The sequence below is a fragment of the Clostridia bacterium genome, from assembly GCA_017394805.1.
In the GTDB taxonomy this organism is placed as follows: Bacteria; Bacillota; Clostridia; order Christensenellales; family CAG-1252; genus RUG14300.
The window spans coordinates 47,683-63,464 of record JAFPXC010000011.1; the positions used below are offsets into that span (position 1 = coordinate 47,683).

General features: G+C 56.6%; 16 protein-coding genes and 1 other RNA gene. 1 reads left to right on the forward strand and 16 read right to left on the reverse strand.

Features of this window, described 5'->3' with window-relative positions; translation table 11 throughout:
• Window positions 1-25 precede the first annotated feature (25 nt).
• The 14 genes from coaE to II896_02705 all read right to left on the reverse strand — a co-directional run bounded on the left by coaE (window position 26) and on the right by II896_02705 (window position 13,765).
• Complete coding sequence (coaE, locus tag II896_02640) at window positions 26-598, reverse strand: dephospho-CoA kinase (protein MBQ4443543.1); 573 nt, start codon at window positions 596-598, stop codon at window positions 26-28.
• On the reverse strand, window positions 595-3,120 hold the full coding sequence (gene polA, locus II896_02645; GenBank protein ID MBQ4443544.1) for a DNA polymerase I: 2,526 nt from the start codon (window positions 3,118-3,120) through the stop codon (window positions 595-597). The genes coaE and polA overlap by 4 nt, the downstream gene beginning before the upstream one ends.
• A 237-nt stretch (window positions 3,121-3,357) precedes the next feature.
• Window positions 3,358-3,927 carry an elongation factor P gene (gene efp, locus II896_02650; GenBank protein MBQ4443545.1) on the reverse strand — a complete coding sequence of 190 codons (570 nt, stop codon included), beginning with the start codon at window positions 3,925-3,927 and terminating at the stop codon, window positions 3,358-3,360.
• Window positions 3,928-3,937: 10 nt separating this feature from the next.
• Window positions 3,938-4,987 carry an aminopeptidase P family protein gene (locus tag II896_02655; protein MBQ4443546.1) on the reverse strand — a complete coding sequence of 350 codons (1,050 nt, stop codon included), beginning with the start codon at window positions 4,985-4,987 and terminating at the stop codon, window positions 3,938-3,940.
• 117 nt (window positions 4,988-5,104) lie between these two features.
• Window positions 5,105-5,971: a TIM barrel protein gene (locus II896_02660; GenBank protein ID MBQ4443547.1), complete on the reverse strand. Its 867-nt coding sequence runs from the start codon at window positions 5,969-5,971 to the stop codon at window positions 5,105-5,107.
• Window positions 5,964-6,872: a hypothetical protein gene (locus tag II896_02665; protein MBQ4443548.1), complete on the reverse strand. Its 909-nt coding sequence runs from the start codon at window positions 6,870-6,872 to the stop codon at window positions 5,964-5,966. Before II896_02665 ends, II896_02660 begins: the two co-directional genes overlap by 8 nt.
• On the reverse strand, window positions 6,860-7,717 hold the full coding sequence (gene truB, locus II896_02670; protein MBQ4443549.1) for a tRNA pseudouridine(55) synthase TruB: 858 nt from the start codon (window positions 7,715-7,717) through the stop codon (window positions 6,860-6,862). The genes II896_02665 and truB overlap by 13 nt, the downstream gene beginning before the upstream one ends.
• Before the next feature lie 11 nt (window positions 7,718-7,728).
• Window positions 7,729-8,682, reverse strand: coding sequence for a DHH family phosphoesterase (locus tag II896_02675; GenBank protein ID MBQ4443550.1), 954 nt, complete (start codon window positions 8,680-8,682; stop codon window positions 7,729-7,731).
• Entirely contained in the window at window positions 8,669-9,043 is a 375-nt protein-coding gene (gene rbfA / locus II896_02680) for a 30S ribosome-binding factor RbfA (protein MBQ4443551.1), read from the reverse strand. The genes II896_02675 and rbfA overlap by 14 nt, the downstream gene beginning before the upstream one ends.
• A gap of 7 nt (window positions 9,044-9,050) precedes the next feature.
• Window positions 9,051-11,690 carry a translation initiation factor IF-2 gene (infB, locus tag II896_02685; GenBank protein MBQ4443552.1) on the reverse strand — a complete coding sequence of 880 codons (2,640 nt, stop codon included), beginning with the start codon at window positions 11,688-11,690 and terminating at the stop codon, window positions 9,051-9,053.
• Between the two features lie 4 nt (window positions 11,691-11,694).
• Window positions 11,695-12,003: a hypothetical protein gene (locus tag II896_02690; GenBank protein ID MBQ4443553.1), complete on the reverse strand. Its 309-nt coding sequence runs from the start codon at window positions 12,001-12,003 to the stop codon at window positions 11,695-11,697.
• Entirely contained in the window at window positions 11,987-12,235 is a 249-nt protein-coding gene (locus II896_02695) for a YlxR family protein (protein MBQ4443554.1), read from the reverse strand. Before II896_02695 ends, II896_02690 begins: the two co-directional genes overlap by 17 nt.
• Window position 12,236: 1 nt before the next feature.
• Window positions 12,237-13,295, reverse strand: coding sequence for a transcription termination/antitermination protein NusA (nusA, locus tag II896_02700; protein ID MBQ4443555.1), 1,059 nt, complete (start codon window positions 13,293-13,295; stop codon window positions 12,237-12,239).
• Between the two features lie 8 nt (window positions 13,296-13,303).
• Complete coding sequence (locus tag II896_02705) at window positions 13,304-13,765, reverse strand: ribosome maturation factor RimP (GenBank protein MBQ4443556.1); 462 nt, start codon at window positions 13,763-13,765, stop codon at window positions 13,304-13,306.
• A gap of 203 nt (window positions 13,766-13,968) precedes the next feature.
• Between II896_02705 and ffs the strand changes: the two genes are divergently transcribed.
• Window positions 13,969-14,232: signal recognition particle sRNA large type (ffs, locus tag II896_02710), an RNA gene on the forward strand.
• A 164-nt stretch (window positions 14,233-14,396) separates the two neighbouring features.
• Here ffs and II896_02715 read toward each other — a convergent pair.
• Both II896_02715 and II896_02720 read right to left on the reverse strand, forming a co-directional pair.
• Entirely contained in the window at window positions 14,397-15,221 is an 825-nt protein-coding gene (locus II896_02715) for a hypothetical protein (protein MBQ4443557.1), read from the reverse strand.
• 13 nt (window positions 15,222-15,234) lie between these two features.
• Window positions 15,235-15,534 carry a hypothetical protein gene (locus tag II896_02720; protein MBQ4443558.1) on the reverse strand — a complete coding sequence of 100 codons (300 nt, stop codon included), beginning with the start codon at window positions 15,532-15,534 and terminating at the stop codon, window positions 15,235-15,237.
• Window positions 15,535-15,782 lie beyond the last annotated feature (248 nt).

Sequence of the window (15,782 nt, forward strand, 5' to 3'; positions counted from 1 at the left end):
CGCTTATTCTCTCGCTTAACGGGCTTTACGCGCCGTACTCTCGGCGCAATGCGGCATAACGCTCGTCCACTTGACGCAATAGGTCTGCCGTCGTGCCGTCGTTCGCCACGATCACGGCGTCCGCGGGGGCAAGCCCCCCTTGGGTTTGCGCCGCCATCATTCGCTTGGCCTCCTCTTCCGTCCAGCCTCCGCGCGCCAAAACGCGCTTCAACTGCTCGTCGGGGGCGCACACTACGTGCCAACTCTCGTCCATTCGGACGAAATCGGGCACGTACACGGATATTTCGACGAACCATAGACCACTTTCCGCACGCCGTTCTATGATTTGGGCTATCCTCGGGTGCGCGATGGCGTTCAACGCAAGGCGATTCTCGTCGCTTGCAAGCACCCACCGCCGCAGAGCGGCTTTGTCCAACCGCCCCTCTCGAACGGCCTCGGGACACACCGCCGCCACCGCCTCGAGATAAGCGGCGTCTTGGGGCAACTGCGCGTTGATCTTGTCCGCGTCCAACACGTTGGCGCCCGCTTCGGCGAGGTGCCGCAGCACGGTGGACTTGCCGCACCCCATACCGCCGTATATACCCACTCTATATCTCATTTCGCTTCCACCCAATTATCGCCCACGCCGACCGACGCGACCAAAGGCACCTTCAAGTCGTACACCGATTCCATCTCCTCTTTGAGAATGGCGCGCACGCGGTCTACCTCGGCCTCGGGCGTATCGATCACCAATTCGTCGTGCACCTGCAATATCATTTTGGCCCGCAACCCCTCGGCTTGCAACCGACGGAACACCTTGATCATGGCGATCTTGATGACGTCGCTGGCCGTACCCTGCAAGGGCGTGTTCATGGCCACTCTTTCGCCGAACGCACGCACGTTGTACACGGCGGAAGTCAACTCGGGAATGGAGCGCTTGCGCCCCGATAAGGTGGTGACGTACCCCTGTTTTTTGGCCACTTCCACCACGTCGTGCATATATTTGGCCACGCCGGGGTACAACTCGAAATACTTTTCGATAAACTGCTTTGCTTCCTTGACGGACACGCCGATATTCTCGCTGAGGCCGTAGTCGCTGATGCCGTAGATGATGCCGAAATTGACGGCCTTGCACGAACTGCGCATCTCGGGCGTCACCTCGTCGATGGGCACGCCGTACACCTTGGCGGCGGTGGCCGCGTGGATATCCTGCCCCTCGCGGTAGGCCTCCAGCATATTGGCGTCCTCGGAGAAGTGCGCCATCAGGCGCAACTCTATCTGTGAGTAGTCGGCCACGACCAGTCGATTGCCATCCGACGCCACGAACGCCTTGCGGATCTGCTTGCCCTCGGGGGTGCGCACGGGGATATTCTGCAAATTCGGCTCGGTGGAAGACAGCCTGCCCGTCGCGGTCAACGCCTGCTTGAACACGGTGTGCAAGCGATGGTTGGCGTCCAAAAGGGGCAGCAGCCCCGACACGTAGGTGGACTGCAATTTGCTTATCTTCCTATATCTTAGGATATAGGGCACGATGGGGTGCAAGAGAGAAAGGTGCTCCAACTTGTCCGCGCCCGTCGAACGCTTTTTGTCCGTGGGAAGCCCCAGCTTGTCAAATAGCACCACGGCCAACTGTTTGGGCGAGTTGAGGTTGAACTCCTCCCCCGCGAATTGGTAGATATCCTTGCTTATCTCGCTGATTTCGGCGCCGAATTTGTCGCCCAACGCCTTCAGTACGTCCACGTCCACCTTGAAGCCCGCGCACTCCATATCGTACAATATGGGCATCAAAGGCAATTCGATATCCCGATAGACGTGCACCACGGAAGCCTCGGCAAGTTTTTGCATAATGCCGTCGTAGACGACGAGCAAAGCCGACGCCGCCCATTCGGCCGTGTATCCGTAGTATTCCAACAAATCCTCGCACTTGCCGAAGGCGCGGTTGGCGTCCAGCACGTACGAGGCCAGGCTGACGTCCTCGGTGGGGAACGCGCCGCAATACTCGCGGAATTGGTAGTAGGTTGCCTTGCCGTCGAACAGCACTTTGGTCACCTTGTCGTCCGCAAGGACTTCGGCCAACGTGCGCGCCACGGTTTCGGTATCCAATTCGGCGAACATATCGTCGCCTATTTTCACGACGTACTCTTTGCCGTCGCCCGTGGCGAAATGCCACGTGCCGTCCACTTGCACCAACGCGAAACGCGCGGCGTTTTTGGCCCGGGCCAACGCCCCTTCTAGGGCCGCTTTGTCCGCTATTTCCACTCTGTCGAACGTGACGTCCGCCACGGCGGGCGCACCATCTTCAAAAGTAAATCTATCCGTCAATTTTTTGAATTCCAACGAGCGCATCAAGGTCTGCGCTTCGGCAGGAAATACGCCGTTCACTTTGCAGTCGGCCACCGTAATCGTCAAAGGTACCTCGCGGCAAATGGTCGCCAAATCGCGCGAGAAATAGGCGTCTTGCTTCCCTTCCGCCAATTTTTCTTGCAACTTGCCCTTTATTTCGTCGATATGCGCGTACACGCCGTCCAGACTGCCGTACGCTTCGATGAGGGACTTGGCTGTCTTTTCGCCTACGCCCGCCACGCCCTTGATATTGTCCGAACTGTCGCCCATCAACCCTTTGAGTTCGGGCACCTGCCAAGGCTCCAATCCGTCCTCTTTGAGCCGCTCGGGCGTGTAGGCGATCACGTCGGTGATGCCCTTCTTGGTGTGCAATACGGTCACTTTGTCGCTCACCAACTGCAAAACGTCCTTGTCGCCCGACACCACGACGACGGGCATATCGGCCTCTTTGGACAAAGTGCCCAGCACATCGTCCGCTTCGTACCCCGCCAACTCCACGATATGGAGGCGCATCGCCGTCAACAACTCTTTGAGGAGAGGTATCTGCGCGCGCAATTCGTCGGGCATAGGCCGCCTGCCCGCCTTGTACTCGGCGTACAATTTGTGGCGGAAGGTAGGAGCGTGCACGTCGAAGGCGCAGGCGATATGCGTGGGCTTCTCCTCGTCCAACAACTTGGCGAGCATAGCCATAAACCCGTACACGCCGCCCGTGGCCACGCCGTCCGCCGTCCGCAAAGACGGCATGGCGTAGTACGCCCTATTGACCAAACTATTGCTATCCAACAGTAACAGTTTCATAGTAGACCTCGCATCGTTTTCCTAATTATACCCTATTTGTTTATAAAATACAAGCCAACCCGCGCAAAGTTGTGGCGTAGGTTGGCTGTTTTCCCACGTTCTTATCGTTCGGTACGACCGAAACGAACGTGGCGTGCGCGCAAAAAAATATCGGGATTTATGACGAGTGCATATTCGGTGCGCTTGCGCGCCCACGCACGCCCGAAGGCGATGCCGCCCGTGGCAAGTGCAAATTGCTTATTTCTTCACACGCTCCATATAGGCGCCGTCACGCGTGTCCACGCGAATGTAGTCGCCCTCGTTGACGAACATAGGCACCTGGATCTTGTAGCCGGTCTCCAACGTGGCGGGCTTGGTGCCGTTGGTGGCGGTATCGCCGCGCACGGCGGGCTCGCAAACGGTGATTTGCAGCACGACGAAGGTCTCGGGCTCCACCAAGAACGCTTTGCCTTTGTAGAAAGACACGGTCACGTTGCTTTGGTCGACGATGAAATTCAACGCGTCTTGGCAAATGTCGTAGTTGAGGGGGATGAGGTCGAAGGTCTCCAGATCCATGAAGTAATAGAACTCCCCGTCGGTGTAGCTGTATTGCATGTCTTTGCGCTCGATAAGCGCGGTCTCGAATTTATCGGTGGGGTTGAAGGTGCGCTCCAACACGGCGCCGGTCATGACGTTCTTGATCTTGGTACGCACGAACGCCGCGCCCTTGCCGGGTTTGACGTGTTGGAAGTCGACGATGGTCATCACGTTGCCGTCCAACTCGAAAGTAACGCCTTTTCTAAAATCACCTGCTAAAATAAATCCCATAATATGCCTCCTATAATATTATCAAGTTTTTGTTGCAACGGCTGAGCAACTCGGGACTGTCGCCCATGTACAGCAGATCCTCTATGCGGACGCCGAACTTGCCGTTGATATATACGCCGGGCTCGATGGTGTAGGTCATGCCCTTGGCGATGATATCCTTTGTTTTCGTATTCAGGAAGGGCGTTTCGTGGATGTCGATACCCACGCCGTGCCCCAAACTATGCGTAAAATATTTGCCCAAGCCGACCGACTCGAGGTAGTCGCGGGCCACTTTGTCCAAGTATTGCGCGCTGACGCCCGCAAATCCCGCCTCGATGCCCATCTTGTTGGCGGTGAGGACGTGATGGAACACGGTCTTGTATTCCTCGCCGGGGTCGCCCAAACAGAAGTTGCGCGTGATATCAGAGCAATAGCCGCCCACCTTGGTACCGAAGTCCAACGTGACCATATCGCCTTTTTGCAAACGGCGATGGCCTGGGTGGCCGTGCGGAAAAGCGGTGTGATCGCCGAAGACGCATATCGTGTCGAAGGCTATGCCTTCGCCGCCCGCTTTGATATACTCGTATTGCAGTAGGTAGGCCACTTCCAACTCGGTCATACCCTCTTTGACCTGCCCCAAGAGATTGTCGAATGCGACGTCGTTCGCCTTGGCGGCGCGGCGAATACAATCCATCTCCTTGTCCGTCTTGACCGTGCGGCAAGCGGCCAACGCCGCCGAACAGTTGACGAACGCGACCGCGGGCAAGCGATCCGCGACGGCTTGGAAGCCGCTCTCCACCAAGTAGTCCATCTCGACGCCCAACTTCTTGACGCCGTGCGCCGCTATGTCTGCGGTGATGGTGTCGAAATCGGTGCAACGCACGTCTTTCAAATCGAAGTCAACGGGAATGACCGCTTTGGCCTCGGCGGTGTAGCGCGCGTCGGTGTAGTAGACGGCGGCGTCCTCGTACATCACCAAGACGCACTCGGGGTTGTTGTACCCCGCGAAGTAGAAGGTGTTGGTCGGCGAATTGACGAGTATCGCGTCAACGCCCAAATCGCGTAAAACTTTTCCTAACATAAGCCACCTCTTCGTTGCCGTTTTCCTACATTTCTAAGTATAAATTATAATTGAATATTTTGCAAGATTTTTTTCACGTTCTCGCTCGATTTCGGCGATTTTTCTGCCTTTTCCGCGCTAATTCGCCCGCGTACCGAGGCATTTGAGGTAGATATCCTTCATCAAGCGGGCGTCCGCGCCTTGCGTGCCCGCCGATTCGCTGACGATATACGGCGTCATACCGTACTCCACCATTACCTCGGCCAACGGCTCGAATTCGGGGCCGTACACGGTATCGGCCATCGTCAGGTGGCACTTCTCCCCTTTGTCGGTGTATTCGATCTTGGAGAAGTGGACGTGCATATTCTTCACGCGGTCCCAATCGAGCGCTCGGCCGAACGCGTCCACCACGCGCTTGAAATCGTCCACGGTCTTGAGCGAACCGCCCTCGCGCGCATTGACGTGACCGAAGTCCACGCAGGGCACGAATATCCGGTCGATGCGGCAAAGGTCTGCCACTTCCTCGACCGAGCCGAGTTGATTTTGCTTGCCCATCGTCTCGGGACAGACCAAAAAGTCGTCCAATCCGCTCCGGTGCAATATCTCCGCCAATTCGGCCACGTTCTTCTGCATATCGGCCACCGCCTCGGCTCTGTCGCGCTTGAGGGGGGAGCCGGGGTGAAACACGCAACGCTTTGCCCCCATCAATCGGGCGGCTTCCAACGAGGCCGTCACGTAGCCGAAACTGTTTTCTATTTTCTCCCGCTCGGGGTTGGCGAAATTGATAAAATACGGCGCGTGCACGCTGATTTCGATATTCTTTTCGGCAAACGCCGCGCCTATGGCGCGGGCGGTATCTTCGCCTATACGCACGCCCTTGCCGAAGGAGTACTCGAAGCAATCGAGCCCCAACGCCTCTACGTACTTGGGCATATCCACCGTGCCTTTATATGCGGGGTTTTGTGTAAAATCTTCGGGTGTACCGCTCGGGCCGAATTTAATCATATACGCCTCCCATCATTCGTTCCGCCTCTTGGCAATCTTTCTCTATCTGCGCCGCCAATTCTTCCTTGGTGGCAAACGTCCGTATATCCCTGAGTCTTGCGTGCAATCGCACCTTTATCTCCTGCCCGTACAAGTCCCCTTGATAGTGCAACAGATAGCACTCCACGTTGACGCTCATATCTCCCAAGGTCGGGTGCGTACCCACATTGCACACGGCGAGATACCATCGGTCGATGACATACACCCCCGCAAGGTACACGCCCATAGCGGGCGTTTGACAATAGGGGTTCAAAGGGAAGTTGGCCGTGGGAAATCCCAACTTGGCGCCGTCCGCTCTGCCGTGCGTCACCGTGCCGACGAGGGTATAGGTGCGGCCGAGGTATGCGGAAACTTTTTGCATATCCCCCGCCTCGAGCGCTTTGCGAATGCCGAACGTGCCGATTTTCAGCCCGCCGTGGTCTTTGAGCAAGGGAAAAGCGCGAAACGCCACGCCGTGCGCGGCGCAATAACTCTGCAACTCCTCGATGCCCGCCACCGCGTTTTTGCCGAAGCGGAAGTCCTCTCCGCACACGATGAGCGCGGGATTCGCCCGCATCAGCAAGGCAAAGAAGGCCTTGGGCGACAGCCCGAGATGGGCGCGGTCCGCCCGCATACTCACCACGTATCGCACGCCGTATTTCTCGGCGTAGTGCATACGGCTTTCCCACGTATAAATGGGCAAAGTTTCCAGCCCCAACGCGCCGTATAAATCCCCTTCGAACGTAAACATGGCAGGCACGTAGCCGCTCGCCGAAACGGCGGACAGCAACATTTGATGCCCCAAGTGGAAGGTATCGAAATAGCCCAAGGCAAGCGCCGTCTTTTTGGCAATATCCGCGTGTTCGATATCTACAATCTGCATATTACTTTCAAAACGTCATCTTGGGAGTGCCCGATGGCGTAAGGCACGCCGCCGAGGTCTATCCGCGCGTATGGCTGGTCGATATGGATGGGGTACGGTACCCCGTTTTCTACGTTTTTGCGATACGTTTCGGGCACGTCGTACACCGCGAGATCACGCGCGAACGCCGCAAGGGGCACGAACCCGTTGGCCAAATCTTTTTCTACATCCGACAGGGCGACGGCGCCCTCTATCCCGAACTCACCCGAACGGGTGCGCACCAACTTTTTCATATAGCCTACCGTGCCCATAGCCCTCGCCATATCGCGGCAAATCGAGCGAACGTAGCACCCCGCCGAACAAGTGATATCGAAGGTAAACTCGCTAGCGTTGTGCGCTACCGGGTCTATCGACCAAACGGTCACTTCGCTTTGGGGTAAGTCCACGTCTACGCCCTGCCGCGCCAAATCGTACGCGCGACGGCCGCCAACGGACTTTGCGCTGTAGGCGGGCGGCGTTTGGCGTATAACGCCCACCTGTGACCGTGCGGCCGCCAGCACGCGCTCTGCGTCCTCGACGCGTTCGCCCGTCGCCGTCACGCGCCCCGCTCTATCCAACGTATCGGTCTCCTCGCCCCACACGAACGTGGCGCGGTAGGTCTTGCGCTTGTCGAGCATATAATTGAACAATTTGGTGGCATTGCCCACGGCGATGGGCAAAACGCCCTCCGCCACGGGGTCCAACGTGCCCAGATGCCCCACCTTAAAACGCACGCCCGTCTTGGTGCGCAAAATACCGCGCAACTTGACGACCACGTCCGACGAAGTCATATCAGGGGTTTTGTACACGTTGTAAAATCCGTTCACCGTTCCCTCCGTCAATCGGGAAGTTCTTTGCCGATGGCCTCGAGCAGCATATCAATCACGATGCCCTCGGACCCGCTCAACTGACAGCCCGCCGCACAGAAGTGCCCGCCGCCGCCGAAGGTATTGCACACGTTAGCGGCAGACACGGGTTTTTTGCTGCGGACGCTTATCTTGTAGCGTTCCTTATCTATCTCCACCATGCTCACGGCCAACACGATTTCTTCCGCGCGCATTATCTCGACCAACGGCCCCACCAGGTCGGCCGTGGTCACCCCGTATTTCGCCATCAATTCGCGTGTAAACACGATGACGGCCACGCGATTGCCGAAGGCATATAATGCCTTTGCGTACGCTTCCGAACGGGCGCGGATAAACTTCAAACTCTGTTTGCGCAACTGCTCGTAGCATATCCGCTCGTTGTCGATGCCGTAGGCCAGCAACTTGGACGCCACGTAATGCGTGTGTTCGTCCACGGACGAATAGCTGAAGCCGCCGCTATCGGTCACCAACCCCGTATACAGACATTCCGCCACCTCTTTATCGATATACGACAGGTAATATTCGGCCAAAAAATCGTACATATTTTCGGTGTTGGCGGCGCGCTCCACCACGTAGTCGACTTCCGTCATCAAATCGTGATTGAGATGGTGATCGATGCACACCGTATGACGGGCGGCTTTTACCGTGCGGCTCGCCTGCCCCAGCATATTGGGGCTGGCCACGTCCACGCAAAAGGCCAAGTCGTACACGCGATCCAAGTCGCCTTTCGCAAAAATGTCAGCGTTGGGCAACGCTGACAAATCTTCGGGCAATGCGTGTTCGCATACGCTGACCACGTCTTTCCCCACGCGGCGCAACACGGCAACGAGCGCCAACGCGCTCCCGACCGTATCTCCGTCGGGATTGACGTGCGACACAACGGCCACCGTTTTGGCTTTGTCTACCAATCGTTTAATTCTCTCCATCGTCCTCTCCTTCGGTTTTGATGGTCGCCGTGGCCTCGTCGATGATTTTACTCATGTGTGCGGCGTAGGCGATGGACGTGTCGTGAATAAAGGTCAAGGCGGGCAAGGTGCGGATCTTCACCCTCGTCTTCAACAGTTGACGGATAAAGCCCGCGCAATGGTTGAGCCCCTCGAAGGTTTCCTCGGCTTTGGCGGGGTCGCCCATATAACTCACGTACACTTTGGCATATTTCAAATCCGCCGTCGTGCGCACTTCCATCACCGTGAGCAAACTGCCGTCCACACGGGGATCGTTCAATTCGTGCAGCACGATCAGACTGATTTGATGACACAATTCACTATTAACTCTATCTATATTCATATCCTTGTCAATTCTCTATTTGCTCCATCACGTAGCACTCGATCACGTCGCCCACTTTGATATCGTTGTAGCGCTCCAGACCGACGCCGCACTCGAAGCCCTGCATGACCTCTTTCACGTCGTCTTTCACGCGGCGCAGGCTCTGCAACTTGCCCTCGTAAATGACCACGTTGTCACGCAGCAAGCGCACGCCCGCGTTGCGCTCTATCTTGCCGTCCGTCACGTAGCAGCCGGCGATGGTGCCCACCGAACTGATGTGGAAAACGTTGCGCACTTCGGCGTGTCCCAAGAGGTTCTCGCGGAACTTGGGCGCGAGCATACCCTTGAGGGCCATGTTGATATCGTCGATGACGTCGTAGATGATGCGGTAGTTGCGGATCTCGACCTGCTCTCTCGTCGCCGCCAATTTGGCTTTGGCGTCGGGACGCACGTTGAAGCCTATGATGATGGCCGACGAAGTGGCGGCCAACACGACGTCCGACTCGTTGACGGCACCCACGCCCGAGTGAATGATGCTCACCTTCACTTCTTCGTTGGTCAGCTTCTTCAACTCCTGCGACAGTGCTTCCACCGAACCTTGCACGTCGGCTTTGATGATGAGGTTGAGTTCCTTCATCTTGCCCTCGGTCATCTCTTTGAAGATATTTTCAAGGTTGTTATTGGTGCGTTTCAAGCGCTCGGCGCGCTCCTTGATCTTGCGCTCCTCGGCGATGGAACGAGCGAATTTCTCCTCCACCACCACGCATTGATCGCCCGCGTTGGGCACCGAGTCGAAGCCCAGCACGGACACGGGGATAGAGGGACCGGCTTGCTTGACGCTGTTGCCCTTGTCGTCGAGCATCATCTTGATCTTGCCGGTCACGGCGCCCGCCACCACGAAGTCGGACACGTGCAGCGTGCCGTTTTGCACCAGGATAGTGGCCACCGAGCCGATATTCTTGTCGAGACGCGCTTCCAAAATGGTACCCGTGGCGGGCACTTTGGGATTGGCCTTGAGGTCGTTGATTTCGGCCACGAGAATGATATTCTCCAACAGCGTGTTGACGCCTTCGCCCGTCTTGGCCGACACGGGGATACAAGGCACTTCGCCGCCCCACTCTTCGGGCACGAGGTCGTATTTCATCAAGTCGGTCTTGACGCGGTCGACGTTGGCGCCCGGCTTATCGATCTTGTTGATGGCCACGATGATGGGCACTTTGGCCGCCTTGGCGTGGTTGATACTCTCCACGGTCTGCGGCATGATGGAGTCGTCGGCCGCCACCACGATGACGGCTATGTCGGTCACCATAGCGCCGCGGGCACGCATGGTCGTAAAGGCTTCGTGGCCCGGGGTGTCGATGAAGGTGATCTTCTTGCCGTGCAGGCGAATGGTATAGGCGCCGATGTGCTGGGTGATACCGCCCGCTTCGCCCGACGCCACGTTGGCTTGACGAATGTAGTCCAACAGGCTGGTTTTACCGTGGTCGACGTGACCCATAATGGTCACGACGGGCGCGCGGGTCACGAGTTGCGACTCGTCCGCCACCTGCGTTTGCTCGATATAGGCGTTGAGTTTGTCCTCCAAGGTCTCTTCCAATTTGAGTTCCAAGGTCACGCCGAAGTCGATGGCCAACAGTTCCGCTTGCTCGAAGTCGATGCTGTCGTTGATGGTCTTGAATTCGCCGAGCATCAACAGTTTCTTGACGATCTCGCTGGCGGGGCGACCGATCTTCTCGGCCAACGTCTTGATGGGCACGGGGTCCACCGACACCACGGCGTACTCGATCTTGGTCGTTTCGCGCGTTTCCACCGTCTTGTTGGTGCGCTTTTTGAAACGTCTTTGCAGTTCGGCCTCGGACACCTCTTCCACGCCCTCTCTGCGGGCTTTGCGGCGCTTGTCTTCGCCCTCTCTGTCCTGCATATTGTTGTTTTTGCGTTGGTTTTGCTGCCCGCGCGCTCTGGGATTGTTGCTCTGCGGGGGCACGTACGTCGTACCCGCGGCCGGTTGCGGTCTATCCGATCTGCCGCTCTGCTGTGCGCCTTGTCCGCTCTTTTGCAGCGGTTTCTTTTGCGTCGTGGGCGGCACGAATTTGCGCGGCTCCACCACGTTTTGCGCACGGTAACTGCTCAGCCTCTCCTTTTCCAACTGCTCTTTGGTCTTGATGGTCGAGTTGGCGGGGATGAAGATGGTCTGCTCGGGCGGTTGCGCCTCCGCTTTCTTTTCTTCCTTGGCCTTTTGGGGCTTGACTTCCTCCGCCGCTTCCTCGGGGATAACGGGGGCTTCCTCTGCCGTTTCCGTCTCTTTCGCGGATTCCTCGGCGACGGCGGGCACGACTTCCTCTGCCTTCTCCTCGGCGGCCTTTTCCTTTTCGGCTTCTTCGGTCGCGGCTTTCTCGGCCTCTTCTTCGGCCTTCCTCGCCGCTTCGGCTTCGGCTTGCTCACGCTCCAATTCCCGCGCAAGTTCTTCCTGCTTGCGCAATATCTCGGCCGCGTCGGCCAAACGCTTTTCGATAATACTCTCTTTCTTGGCGCGTATTTGTTGGAGCAAAGCGTCGGCCGCCTTTTTGGCGTCCTTTACCTGCGCCAAGAGCCCTTTGAAACTCTTGTCGTCCAATTCAAACAATGCCGTCAAATTCTTTGTAAAATCGTTTTGGTTTTGGTTACTCATTCGGTTACTCTCTCCTCATACGGGCTAATTCTTCGTGTGCGGCGCGCGCCAGGGACGCGTCCGTCAATCCGATACATTTGCAACCCACGCGATGCACGCAGGCCTGCATGATTTCCTCGTCACACCAATCGAGCGGGATTTTGCGCTCGGCGCAAAAGGCTTCCAGTTCGTTTTTGGCGGTGCGGTTGATATTATCTTGCGCCATCACCGCAAGGACGCGTTTGCTCGATACGACGTTGTCGTATCCGTAGACGATTTTGCGGGCTTTGATGCTGAAGCCTATGTATGCCGTCAATTTAGAACTTGCTTGCATATTGCAAAACCTCTCGATACACTTCCTCGGAGCAAGCGCACTTGAACGCGCGGTTGACGAAGCGGGTTTTCACCCCCTTTCGTATACACTCGGGAGATTTGCAGATATAGCATCCTCTCCCCTGCGCTCTGCCGCTCTCGTCCACTTTTATCTCGCCCTCGGGTGTACGCACGATGCGCAGTAGGTCTCCCCGCTCCCGCATCGTCTTACACACGTGGCACATTCTTTCCATACTACTCCTCGAAGATGCCGCCCATCGAGCTATAGGGCTTGATGTCGATCTTCCAATCGGTCAGCTTGGCGGCCAATCTCGCGTTCTGTCCCTCGCGGCCGATGGCCAAACTCAGCATATCCTCGTTGACGTACACCGACGCCGAATAGGCCTCGCTGTTGACCTGCACGAAGGCGGCTTTGGCGGGGCTGATGGCCGCCGCGATGAACTCCAAGGGATTGCTGCTCCAAGGAATGACGTCGATACGCTCGCCGTTGAGTTCCTTGACGATGGCGCCGATACGCGTGCCTTTGGGACCGATGCAAGCGCCCACGGCGTCCACGTCGGGATCCTCCGAATACACGGCGATCTTGCAACGATTGCCCGCCTCGCGCACGACCTTCTTGATCTGCACGACGCCCGCCTTGATCTCGGGCACTTCGGTCTCGAACATACGGCGCACGAAACCGGGGGAGGAACGGGACACCAACACCTGCGTGCCGTAGCTGTTGACCTTGAGGCGCTTGACGTACACCTTGATGACGTCGCCCACCACGTACTTCTCGCCCGCCAGCTGATCCTGCTGACCCATGATGCCTTCCATTTGGGTGGACATAATCTCGACATACACGGTATTGCCTTCCACGCGTCTGACGATGGCGGCCAATATCTCGCCCTCTTTGTCGTTCATCTCTTCCAAAATCTGCTCTTTCTTGGCGTCGGTCAGGCGTTGCACGACCACTTGCTTGGCCGTTTGCGCGGCGATACGCGTAAACATCTTGGGGCTGATCTCGGCCGAGAGAATCTCGCCGACCTTGGCGGTCTTTTTCACTTTCTTGGCGTCTTCGAGGCTGATCTCCTTGTCGGGATCGACCACTTCGTCCACGATGGTCTGATAGACGAACACCTGGATCTTGAACTTGTCGGGCGACAGCTTGATCATGACGGGGCGATTGTCGCCCGTCTCTTTCTTATAAGCCGAACTGATACCCGCTTCCAAGGAAGAAATGAATACGTCCTTACTGATGTGCATCTCGCGTTCCAACTCGTCGAGAGCCTGGAAAAATTCTTTGTTTACCATACGTCCTCCTAAAATACGATCACGGGCTTGATGACCGCGACGTCCTTTTTGTTGATTTTTATCTCTTTACCTTTGACGGTAATCGTAACGGTATCGTCGTCCCAGGCAGTCAGGATACCCACTATCTTCTTGCTGCCGTTTTGGGGCGCGTACAATCCAACCTCGACCTCGGTGCCCTGCTTCTTGCGGAAGTCGCGCTCGGTCTTGACGGGCCTGTCCAGCCCCGGCGAGGACACGTTGAGGTGATAGGCTTGCCCCTTGGTGGGGTCCGCCTCGTCCAATATGGGATCCACGGCGCGGCTCACTTTCTCGCAGTCGTCCAGCCCAACGCCCCCCTCTTTGTCGCAGTCGATGAACAAAGTCAAGGTCATGTTGCCGTACGATTTTTGATAGGTCACCTCGATAAGTTCGTAGCCCAAATCGGCCACGGTGCCTTCGAGCAATGCGAACACGTCGTCTTTAACAGCCATAGTCCCTCCTTAAAATAAAGAGTGAGCCGAGGCCCACTCTCCCAAAAGTATTGGAATAGTACACACATAATATAATATATATCCAACGAAAAATCAACTCTTTTACACCACTTTTTCGCCGAAAATCACGATTATTTGCCGAAAAATCTATGATTTTCAAAAAAAAGTTGCATTCGGGCGGCAAAATGTGTATACTATATATGCTGCGCTATGTGGGGAGCTAGCGGTGCCCTGTAACTTGCAATCCGCTACAGCAAGACAGAACGCTTATCGAGGCATTTAGTATGGGAGGCTGACTTCGGCAAGGAGTGTTGATACTTGGGTCTTGTGCAACGACGCACTGCGAACCATGTCAGGGCTTGACGGCAGCAGCATTAAACAGACCGTGTTGTGTGCCACGAGGTAGCTCAAGAGGAGCCACCTACCGCGGGATCGCTCCGGTGCTACTTGTCGGAATAAGTGCGCAGTATTCAGCAAATAACGGGTTGACCGATGGTCAACCCGCTTTTCGTTTTGTAGGCAATATATCATTGCGCTTGCGCCCACGTCCCGACGAACGTCACATTTTGCCCGCTCGCGGTAAACGCGGATTTTTCCCGCACTTATGGTGCGGATTTCGCCGTATTTCGCGTTACTTCAGCGCGATATACACCGCCGGCACTACGCCCACGTAGTCGTCCGTGGTCATAATGCCCTCGACGTAACCGTCCTCGTCCACGTAGTTGGCGTAATAGTAGGTAAAGTCGCGCTTCTTGTCGTAGAAGGGAGAGCGTAGCCACCAGCCGCCCACGTCGTAGTGGTATTCGCCGCCCAAGTCGGACATCCGCAACCCCATCGCCAAGGCGTAATCGGTGGGCGCTTTCAATCTCGCCGAGTCGCCCTTCTTCTCCTCTTGCGAGAAGCCGTAGAGGGGGTTGGTCACGTCCTGCACGCTCAAAAGAAACACCTTGTCCTTGGTGTTGCGGCAGGCGCAGCGATTGACCATCATACCCGTAGAGGCGGCGCCGTTCGCCACCTTGACCTTTTGCACCATGGCCTGCTCTTCCTCGTCGAACGCCGCCGCGTAAAACACGTCGTACAGCCATTTGCGCACGGCGCTCCGCTTGTAGTTGTTGTGTTTGGGATTTTTCGGCTCCCATCCCTCGTAGCAATGCGCGGCGAGAATGCGCTCGCTCACGAGGAGCAACGCGCCCTTTTCCTCGCGCAGTACGCGCCACTTGATGGGCTCCACCTTGAAATAGTAGGTGCTCCCCGACGTCAGCGCCGCCCCCGTCGAAAACACGTATTCGTGCTCGAAGGGCTTGGCCGATTTTATTTCGGCGTAGTAGGCGCCGTCAGAGCCCAAGATATACCCTCTCGCGTCCTTTTGGTCGGTCAGTTGCACGTCCTCCCGCTTGACCGTCTGCGGGAACGCACCGAAGTAGACGTAACCGTCTTCTCTCTTTATCTTATCCATATACGATATCCTCTTATTCGTCGTCCGTCACCTTGGACAATGCCGCCAACGCGGCCCTCAACTCGGCGACCGCTTCTTCCAGCTCGCCGATACGGCGGTTGAGGTGCTTGACGGCTCTATGCCAATCGTCGCGCTCCTCCATCTCGCCCACTTGTATCTCCTCGTCTTTCTCGTTGCGCACCTCTTCGAGCACTTCCGCCGAGGCGAAGTCCGCGCCGACCACCGCGCCGCCCAATACGATTTCTTCCTCGTCGTTATCGGCGGGCGTAGGTGCCAATTCTTCTACGTTCATATCGTTCCAATCGTCTTTCATATCGTTTATTATACCATAAAGCCGCTTTACTTTCAATAGTTTTTGCTCTATTCCCCAAATCCTACGCAAAACCCTCGCCTTCCGCTATCCCGCCCACAATTAATACGGCGCATTGCATAGCAATATCTCGCGTTCGTAGCAGTCGAATATGGTTTCTCGCGCTTTGCGCGTCCGCAACGCAACGACCGTCTCAATTCACGCACGCATAGCGTGCGATTCGCTCTATCCGTCGCCGAGCGATACACGTT

Excerpts from the sequence above, each read along its gene's own strand:
- coaE (MBQ4443543.1), bottom strand. The coding sequence starts at position 598 with ATGAGATATAGAGTGGGTATATACGGCGGTATGGGGTGCGGCAAGTCC.
- polA (MBQ4443544.1), bottom strand. The coding sequence starts at position 3,120 with ATGAAACTGTTACTGTTGGATAGCAATAGTTTGGTCAATAGGGCGTAC.
- efp (MBQ4443545.1), bottom strand. The coding sequence starts at position 3,927 with ATGGGATTTATTTTAGCAGGTGATTTTAGAAAAGGCGTTACTTTCGAG.
- II896_02655 (MBQ4443546.1), bottom strand. The coding sequence starts at position 4,987 with ATGTTAGGAAAAGTTTTACGCGATTTGGGCGTTGACGCGATACTCGTC.
- II896_02660 (MBQ4443547.1), bottom strand. The coding sequence starts at position 5,971 with ATGATTAAATTCGGCCCGAGCGGTACACCCGAAGATTTTACACAAAAC.
- II896_02665 (MBQ4443548.1), bottom strand. The coding sequence starts at position 6,872 with ATGCAGATTGTAGATATCGAACACGCGGATATTGCCAAAAAGACGGCG.
- II896_02675 (MBQ4443550.1), bottom strand. The coding sequence starts at position 8,682 with ATGGAGAGAATTAAACGATTGGTAGACAAAGCCAAAACGGTGGCCGTT.
- rbfA (MBQ4443551.1), bottom strand. The coding sequence starts at position 9,043 with ATGAATATAGATAGAGTTAATAGTGAATTGTGTCATCAAATCAGTCTG.
- infB (MBQ4443552.1), bottom strand. The coding sequence starts at position 11,690 with ATGAGTAACCAAAACCAAAACGATTTTACAAAGAATTTGACGGCATTG.
- II896_02690 (MBQ4443553.1), bottom strand. The coding sequence starts at position 12,003 with ATGCAAGCAAGTTCTAAATTGACGGCATACATAGGCTTCAGCATCAAA.
- II896_02695 (MBQ4443554.1), bottom strand. The coding sequence starts at position 12,235 with ATGGAAAGAATGTGCCACGTGTGTAAGACGATGCGGGAGCGGGGAGAC.
- nusA (MBQ4443555.1), bottom strand. The coding sequence starts at position 13,295 with ATGGTAAACAAAGAATTTTTCCAGGCTCTCGACGAGTTGGAACGCGAG.
- II896_02705 (MBQ4443556.1), bottom strand. The coding sequence starts at position 13,765 with ATGGCTGTTAAAGACGACGTGTTCGCATTGCTCGAAGGCACCGTGGCC.
- II896_02715 (MBQ4443557.1), bottom strand. The coding sequence starts at position 15,221 with ATGGATAAGATAAAGAGAGAAGACGGTTACGTCTACTTCGGTGCGTTC.
- II896_02720 (MBQ4443558.1), bottom strand. The coding sequence starts at position 15,534 with ATGAAAGACGATTGGAACGATATGAACGTAGAAGAATTGGCACCTACG.